Source organism: Planomonospora algeriensis, assembly GCF_977012225.1.
Window position 1 is genome coordinate 1 of sequence record NZ_CDRNDK010000326.1, and the last position, 7,512, is coordinate 7,512.

6 protein-coding genes and 1 pseudogene are annotated in these 7,512 nt (G+C 74.2%); 4 read left to right on the plus strand and 3 right to left on the minus strand.

The window, feature by feature from the left end:
* Positions 1-64 precede the first annotated feature (64 nt).
* Complete coding sequence (locus ACWJ6R_RS26240; protein WP_449064794.1) at positions 65-1,180, minus strand: M24 family metallopeptidase; 1,116 nt, start codon at positions 1,178-1,180, stop codon at positions 65-67.
* 170 nt (positions 1,181-1,350) lie between these two features.
* Between ACWJ6R_RS26240 and ACWJ6R_RS26245 the strand changes: the two genes are divergently transcribed.
* The 4 genes and pseudogenes from ACWJ6R_RS26245 to ACWJ6R_RS26260 all read left to right on the plus strand — a co-directional run bounded on the left by ACWJ6R_RS26245 (position 1,351) and on the right by ACWJ6R_RS26260 (position 4,232).
* Positions 1,351-2,259, plus strand: a complete 909-nt coding sequence (locus ACWJ6R_RS26245; RefSeq protein WP_449064795.1) for a 5'-3' exonuclease — start codon at positions 1,351-1,353, stop codon at positions 2,257-2,259.
* A 327-nt stretch (positions 2,260-2,586) separates the two neighbouring features.
* Positions 2,587-3,383 (plus strand): annotated as a pseudogene (locus ACWJ6R_RS26250) (RNB domain-containing ribonuclease); the annotation flags it as partial.
* 141 nt (positions 3,384-3,524) lie between these two features.
* Complete coding sequence (locus tag ACWJ6R_RS26255; protein ID WP_449064798.1) at positions 3,525-3,794, plus strand: hypothetical protein; 270 nt, start codon at positions 3,525-3,527, stop codon at positions 3,792-3,794.
* A 168-nt stretch (positions 3,795-3,962) separates the two neighbouring features.
* Positions 3,963-4,232, plus strand: coding sequence for a hypothetical protein (locus tag ACWJ6R_RS26260; RefSeq protein ID WP_449064796.1), 270 nt, complete (start codon positions 3,963-3,965; stop codon positions 4,230-4,232).
* Positions 4,233-4,347: 115 nt separating this feature from the next.
* Here the strand turns inward: ACWJ6R_RS26260 and ACWJ6R_RS26265 are convergent, their stop codons facing one another.
* Positions 4,348-4,515: a hypothetical protein gene (locus ACWJ6R_RS26265; protein ID WP_189236313.1), complete on the minus strand. Its 168-nt coding sequence runs from the start codon at positions 4,513-4,515 to the stop codon at positions 4,348-4,350.
* Positions 4,516-4,690: 175 nt separating this feature from the next.
* Entirely contained in the window at positions 4,691-7,420 is a 2,730-nt protein-coding gene (locus tag ACWJ6R_RS26270; protein WP_449064797.1) for a DEAD/DEAH box helicase, read from the minus strand.
* Between the last annotated feature and the right edge of the window lie 92 nt (positions 7,421-7,512).

The following is a 7,512-nucleotide window of genomic DNA, read 5'->3' on the forward strand; positions in this document are numbered from 1 at the left end:
CTCCGCCCGGGTCCGGGACCGCCGCCCCGGACCCGGGCGAGGGCCGGCGCGACCGGCCCCGGACCTATACGACGACCAGCTCGCGGGGGCGGTGGTTGACCCGCTCGCCGCCGTCCTCGGTGCAGATCACGATGTCCTCGATCCGGGCGCCGTGCGTCCCGGGCAGGTAGACGCCCGGCTCGACGGAGAAGGCGAAGCCCGGGGCCAGCGGCTCGGCGTTGCCCGCGACGATGTAGGGCTCCTCGTGGGTCTCCAGGCCGATGCCGTGACCGGTGCGGTGGATGAAGTACTCGCCGTAGCCCTCGGCCGCGATCACCTCGCGGGCGGCGGCGTCGACCGCCTCGCACGGCACGCCGGGCCGTACGGCGGCGCAGGCGGCCTCCTGGGCGCGCTGGAGCACGTCGTAGTAGCGCAGGAAGTCCGCCGGGGGCTCCCCGACCGAGTAGACGCGGGTGGAGTCGGAGCAGTAGCCGCTGGGCATCTGCCCGCCGATGTCGACCACCACCGGCTCACCGGCCCGGATGACCCGGTCGGACAGCTCGTGGTGCGGGCTGGCGCCGTTGGGCCCGGAGCCGACGATGACGAAGTCGACCGTCTCGTGTCCGGCGGCGATGATCGCCTCGGCGATGTCCCGGCCCACCTCGCGCTCGGTCCGCCCCGCCTTCAGGAAGCCGGGCACCTGCGCGTGGACCGCGTCGATCGCGGCGCCGGCCTCGTGCAGCGCGGCGGCCTCGGCGGCGCTCTTGCGCATCCGCAGGCCCCGCAGGACCGTCCCGGCGAGCACCTGCTCGGCTCCGGGCAGCGCGTCGCGGAAGCGCAGCGACTGCATCGCCCACATCCGGTCGGCCAGGCCCACCCTGGCCACCGCGCCCAGGCGGGCGCCGACGGCCGCGTAGGGGTCGTCGGTCTCGTCCCAGGGCACGAACTCGACGCCGAGCCGCACGGCCGGGGAGTGCTCGGCCGCGGGCAGCTCCAGCCGCGGCACCATCAGGAAGGCGTCACCCTCGGCGGGCAGCACCAGGCAGGTGAGCCGCTCCAGCGGCAGCGCCTGGTAGCCGGTCACGTAGCGCAGGTCGGGGCCGGGCGTGAGCAGCAGGGCGTCGAGCCCGGCGGCGGCGGTCGCCTCCTGCGCGGCGGCGAGGCGGGCGACGGGATAAAGGTCGAAGGACTCCGTTGTCACGCCGACCAATCTACGGCCTGCCCCCGCCCACCGCCGGACCGCCTTCGCACGATCCCGCGCGGTACGGCCCCGCCCTGTCCGGCGCGGCCGCTCCGGAAGGGGATCCCTGCCGGAAGGGAACCCGCCTCTCGGGGAGCCGCGGCCCTCCTCCGGCTGGTTGGATGGGGCCCATGCCCGGCCTCATGCTGCTCGACACGCCCTCTCTCTACTACCGCGCCTTCTACGGGGTTCCCGAGTCGGTGACCGCCCCCGACGGGACGCCCGTCAACGCGGTCCGCGGCCTCCTCGACATGATCGCCACGCTGGTCCGGGAGCACTCCCCCGACGGACTGGCCGCCTGCATGGACGCCGACTGGCGGCCCGCCTTCCGGGTGGCGGCCATCCCCTCCTACAAGACCCACCGCCTGGCGGCCGACGGCGGGGAGGAGACCCCGGAGACCCTCGTCCCGCAGATCGGCGTGATCGAGCGGGTGCTCGACGCGGCGGGCGTCGCCCGGATCGGGGTGGCCGGTTACGAGGCCGACGACGTCATCGGCACGTTCACCGCCCGGTCTGCCGGTCCGGTGGACATCGTCACCGGAGACCGGGACCTGTTCCAGCTGGTGGACGACGCGCGCCCGGTCCGCGTCCTTTACACAGTAAGGGGAATCAAGAACATCGAGCCCGTCGACGAGGCCGCCGTCGCCGGCAGGTACGGCATCCCGGGCCGCTCCTACGCCGACTTCGCCGTCCTGCGCGGCGACCCCAGCGACGGCCTGCCGGGCGTCCCCGGCGTCGGCGACAAGACCGCCGCCGCGCTGATCACCCGGTTCGGCTCGCTCGACGCGCTGCTCGCGGCCGCCGACGCCGACGACCCCGCCCTGACCAAGGCCCAGCGCGCCAGGCTCGCCGCCGCCCGCGCCTACCTGGCCGTCGCCCCGGCGGTGGTCCGGGTGGTCCCCGACGCGCCGGTCCCGGAGACCGGCCTGGGCCTGCCCGCCGAGCCCCGCGACCCGGAGGCGCTGACCTTCCTCAGCGAGCGGTACGGCCTGGCGAGCCCCCTCAAGCGCCTGGCCGCCGCCCTGGGCTGGGAAGCCTGATCAGGATCGGGACGCCACCGGCGCCCTGTCCCGGTCCGGCCGCCGCGTGTTCCGCTTGGAGTGTTCGGTGCGGGCCGCGCGGCGGGGAGCGGTAGGTTGATCGCCGTGCCGTACAGGAGCATCCGGGTACCCGGCGAGTGCCATCCACGCCTCGATGACGGTTTCGAGCGGATCCGCCGGGAGCTGAAGCTGCCGGAGGAGTTCCCGCGCGCCGTGGTCGACGAGGCCGAGTGGGTGGCCGAGGTGCCCCGGCTGCCCGCGCTCGACCGGACCGACCTGCCGCTCATCACGATCGACCCGCCCGGCGCGATGGACCTGGACCAGGCCATGCACTTGGAGGAACGTCCCGGCGGCTACCGCGTCTGGTACGCCATCGCCGACGTGGGGGCGTTCGTCCGGCCGGGCGGGAAGATCGACGCCGAGGCCCGGCTCCGCGGCGAGACCGTCTACCTGCCCGGCGGGCGGATCCCGCTCCACCCGCCGGTGCTGTCGGAGGGCGCGGCGAGCCTGCTGCCCGGCGCGGTCCGCCCGGCCGCGCTGTGGTGCCTGGACCTGGACGCCGACGGCCAGGTCGTGGGCGCCGACGTCACCGGGCCCGGGTGCGCAGCCGCGAGCGGCTCGACTACGACTACGTCCAGGCGGCGGTCGACACCGGCACCGCCGACGGCACACCGCGCCTGCTGGCCGAGATCGGCCGGCTCCGCCTGGCGCTGGAGCGGGCCAGGGGCGGCGTCACGCTGCCGATCCCGGAGCAGGAGGTGGTCACCGGGCCCGACGGCTGCTACCGGGTGGAGCTGCGCGCCCCGCTGGAGGCCGAGGCGTGGAACGCGCAGATCTCCCTGCTGACCGGCATGGCCGCCGCCACGATGATGCTCGACGCCGAGATCGGCCTGCTGCGGGTGCTGCCGCCCGCCCCGGCCACCGCCGTCGCCCGGGTACGGCGGGCCGCCGCGGCGCTGAACGTGCCCTGGCCCGAGGACGCCTCCTACGGCGACGTCGTGCACTCCCTCGACCCGCGGATCCCGCGGCAGGCCGCGTTCCTGGAGGAGTCGACGGTGCTGCTGCGCGGCGCCGGATATGCGGCCTTCAACGGAGAGCCGCCGTCCGAGGCCGGCCACGCCGCGGTCGCGGCGCCGTACGCCCACGTGACCGCTCCCCTGCGCCGCCTCGCCGACCGCTACGCCACCGAGATCTGCCTGGCGGTCGCGGCGGGCGAGCCGGTGCCCGAGGAGGTCCAGCGGGCCCTGCCCGAACTGCCGGATGTCATGCGGGCCACCGGGCGGCGCGCGGGCGCGGTGGAGCGCGAGTGCGTGAACCTGGTGGAGGCCTTCGTGCTGCGCGAGCGGGTCGGCCAGACCTTCGACGCGGTGGTGATCGGCGCCGACGAGGACGGCTCGGGCGGCGAGGTGCAGGTCGTCGACCCCGCGGTGGTGGCCCGCTGCGACGGCGAGCGCCTCCCGCTGGGCGAGCCGGTCCGGGTACGGCTGACGCGCGCCGACCCCGCCACCCGGGAGGTCCGCTTCAGCCTCGCCTGACCCGGCCTCCTCGACCGGAGGGCCGACTTCACCGGATCGGGGCGGAAGCGGATCGGACGAGAGGATCGAGCGTGGCGACCGTACGGCCCGGCGGCGTGCTGAGGACTACCGCTCACGGGTCCGTCGGACCGGGGCGCGTCTCCCGGCCGAGTCGTATACTGCCCGGACATGGACTCCAGCTCCGACCCGGTGCGCCCAGATGACCACGACGGTCCCCGCCCGGCTTCGCACGACCGCGCGGCGTCCGGTGAGGTCGGCGACCTGCCCAAGGCCATCGGAAGACCCGCCACGCAGGCGCTCGCCGACGTCGGCCTGACCACTCTCGCTCAGATCGCCGAACTGACCGAAGCCGAACTGCTGGCGATGCACGGAGTCGGCCCGAAGGCCGTCCGCGTCCTGCGCGAGGCGCTCGGCGCGACCGGACGCACCCTCGGCTGACTCGATGCCCTGGCGGTCCCGCCATGACCGGCGCCGTTCCCGGTCCTGCGGACGAGGCCGCGCCCGGGGGCAGGGGCGCGGCCTCGGGGCCGCGGGAGCGGCGCTGCGGACTCGGTTACCTCTTCAGGCTCCAGCCCGCGCCGACGCCCATCAGGTGCAGCGCGACGCACAGGAGCCCGGCGGTGCCGAGCGTGGTGACGGTGACGACGCTGCCGACGGCGACACCGGCGATCTCGAAGATGAGGGCGAGCAGGAACAGCAGTGCGGCGGCGAGGGCGAACATCCCTACCTCCTGGGGGGGCGGGCCAACAGGTTCCGACATGGGGATCTCCGGTGGGATCATCCGGGAAACGGACCTTGGGGTTACGTTCCGCGCACCGGCCGTCACAAGCTATTGACCGGGCGGTCAGCCAACCCGCGGGCGGACACCGGTCGGCACTCGCCCGCCCCCGACGCCGTCAGCCGACGGAGGAGTAGGCCACCACGCCGCGCCGGAGCGCGTCCATCGCCTTGCCCGCGCTCTTCCTGACCTTGCCGTCCCGGGGTGCCGCGTCGGAGATCTGGCCGAGCAGGTCCAGCAGCTGCTTGGTCCAGCGCACGAAGTCGCCGGCGGCCAGCTCCGAGCCGTTGATCCCGTCGCCGAGCACGGCGTCCAGGGTGTGCCCCTTGGCCCAGCGGAAGGCCGCCCAGGCGAAGCCGAAGTCGGGTTCGCGGATGAACGCCAGGCCGTGGTCGCTCTCGATCGCCTCCAGGTCGCCCCAGAGCCGGATCATCTCCGCCATCGCCTGCTGCGCGCCGCCCGCGGGGATGCGCGGCTGGCGGGCCTCGTCGGCCTGCCGGGACTCGAACACCAGCGACGACACGCACGCGGCCAGCTCCGCCGGGTCGAGCTCGTCCCAGATCCCGGCCCGCAGGCACTCGGAGGTGAGCAGGTCCAGCTCGGTGTAGAGCTGGGCCAGGCGGCGCCCTTCGGCGGTGACGTCCTCCCCGTCGAGGTAGCCGAGCCGGTCGAGCACCCCGCAGACCCGGTCGAAGGTGCGGGCGATGACGTGCGAGCGGCCCTCGACCCGGCGGCGCAGGCCCTCGGTCTCGCGCAGCAGCTTGTGGTAGCGCTCGGCCCAGCGGGCGTGGTCCTCCCGCTCGTCGCAGCCGTGGCAGGGGTGCTGCCGGATCTCCCGCCGCAGGCGGAGGATCTCCTCGTCCTCGGCGGCGTGGTCGCGCGCCCGGTCGGGCCTGCCCAGGTCGAGGTGGCCGATCTTGGCGTGCATGGATGAGACGAGGTTGGCGCGCTCCTTCGGCGAGCGGGCGTTGAAGTTCTTGGGGATGCGCAGGTGCTCGACCGGCTCCACCGGGACCGGGAAGTCGGCCGCCGACAGCTTCTTGACCTGCTTGCCGATGGTCAGCACCAGCGGGGACGGGCCCTCGCCCCGGGAGTTGAGGCCCGGGTCCAGCACGACGGCCAGGCCCGCGCGGCGGCCGCCCGGCACCCGGATGATGTCACCGGGCCGCAGCGCCTCCAGCGAGCGCACCGCCTGCAGGCGGCGGGCGGCGCCGCGCTGGCGCGACAGTTCCGACTCGCGGTCCGACAGGGCCCTGCGCATCGCGGCGTACTCGGTGAAGTCCCCCAGGTGGCAGGTCATCGCCTCGCGGTAGCCCGCCAGCGCCTCCTCGTGGCGGCGCAGCTGCTTGGCTATGCCGACCACCGCCCGGTCCGCCTGGAACTGCGCGAAGGAGGACTCCAGCAGCGAGCGGGCGCGCTCGCGGCCGACCTGGCCGACGAGGTTGACCGCCATGTTGTAGGAGGGGCGGAAACTGGAGCGCAGCGGGTAGGTGCGGGTGCTGGCCAGCCCGGCGACGTGCAGCGGGTCCATGCCCGGCTGCCAGTGGACCACCGCGTGGCCCTCCACGTCGATGCCGCGCCGCCCGGCCCGTCCGGTCAGCTGGGTGTACTCCCCCGGGGTGAGGTCGGCGTGGGTCTCGCCGTTCCACTTGTCGAGCTTCTCGATCACCACGGAGCGGGCGGGCATGTTGATGCCCAGCGCGAGGGTCTCGGTGGCGAACACCGCCTTGACCAGGTTGCGGGTGAACAGCTCCTCCACCACCTCCTTGAAGGTGGGCAGCATGCCCGCGTGGTGGGCGGCCAGGCCGCGCTCCAGGCAGTCGCGCCACTCCAGGAAGCCGAGCACGGCCAGGTCCTCGTCGGGCAGGTGCGCGGTGCGCTCGTCGACGATCTGCCGGATCTCGTGGCGCTCGGCGTCGGTGGTGAGCCGGAGCCCGGCGTAGACGCACTGCTGCACCGCGGCGTCGCAGCCGGCCCGGGAGAAGATGAAGGTGATCGCGGGCAGCAGGCCCTCGGCGTCGAGCCGCTCGATGGCCTCGGCCCGGTTGGGCGGGCCCGGCCGGCGCGGGCGGGAGTAGCCGCGGCGGCCCCTGCCGTACGCCTGGCGCTCCTCGTCCCGGGACAGGCGCAGCAGGTTGGGGTTGACCAGCGGCCGCCCGCCGTTCTCCTCGGTGACGAACAGGTCGTAGATGCGGTGGCCGACGAGCATGTGCTGCCAGAGCGGGACCGGGCGGTGCTCGTCGACGATGACGGAGGTGTCGCCGCGGACGGTGCCCATCCACTCGCCGAACTCCTCGGCGTTGCTGACCGTGGCCGACAGGGCGACCAGCCGCACCGACTCGGGAAGGTGGATGATCACCTCTTCCCAGACGGCGCCGCGGAACCGGTCGGCCAGGTAGTGCACCTCGTCCATGACCACGAAGCCGAGCCCGGCCAGGGTGCCCGACCCGGCGTAGAGCATGTTGCGCAGCACCTCGGTCGTCATGATGACGATCGGGGCCTCGCCGTTGACGCTGTTGTCCCCGGTGAGCAGGCCGACCTTGGCTGCGCCGTACCGCTTGACCAGGTCGTTGTACTTCTGGTTGGACAGGGCCTTGATGGGGGTGGTGTAGAAGCACTTGCGGCCCTGCTCCAGGGCCAGGTGGACGGCGAACTCCCCCACCACGGTCTTGCCCGATCCGGTGGGGGCGGCCACGAGGACTCCGTCGCCCGCCTCCAGCGCGCGGCAGGCGTCCAGCTGGAACTCGTCCAGCTCGAAGTCGTACAGACCGCGGAACGAGGTCAGGGCCGGTCCGCTCTCGATCTGGCTCTGACGAAAGGCGGCGTAGCGTTCCGCAGGGGTCGTCATAATCTTCAGCCTACCGATATCGCCATTCCGGTCCGCCCTCCGCCGGGTACGGCCCGCGGCCCGGCCGCCGGTCCCGCCCCGGCACCGCCCGT

Bases quoted from the DNA above. Each gene is read 5' to 3' on its own strand.
- ACWJ6R_RS26245 (WP_449064795.1), top strand. From the start codon at position 1,351: ATGCCCGGCCTCATGCTGCTCGACACGCCCTCTCTCTACTACCGCGCC.
- ACWJ6R_RS26255 (WP_449064798.1), top strand. From the start codon at position 3,525: ATGCGGGCCACCGGGCGGCGCGCGGGCGCGGTGGAGCGCGAGTGCGTG.
- ACWJ6R_RS26260 (WP_449064796.1), top strand. From the start codon at position 3,963: ATGGACTCCAGCTCCGACCCGGTGCGCCCAGATGACCACGACGGTCCC.
- ACWJ6R_RS26265 (WP_189236313.1), bottom strand. From the start codon at position 4,515: ATGTTCGCCCTCGCCGCCGCACTGCTGTTCCTGCTCGCCCTCATCTTC.
- ACWJ6R_RS26270 (WP_449064797.1), bottom strand. From the start codon at position 7,420: ATGACGACCCCTGCGGAACGCTACGCCGCCTTTCGTCAGAGCCAGATC.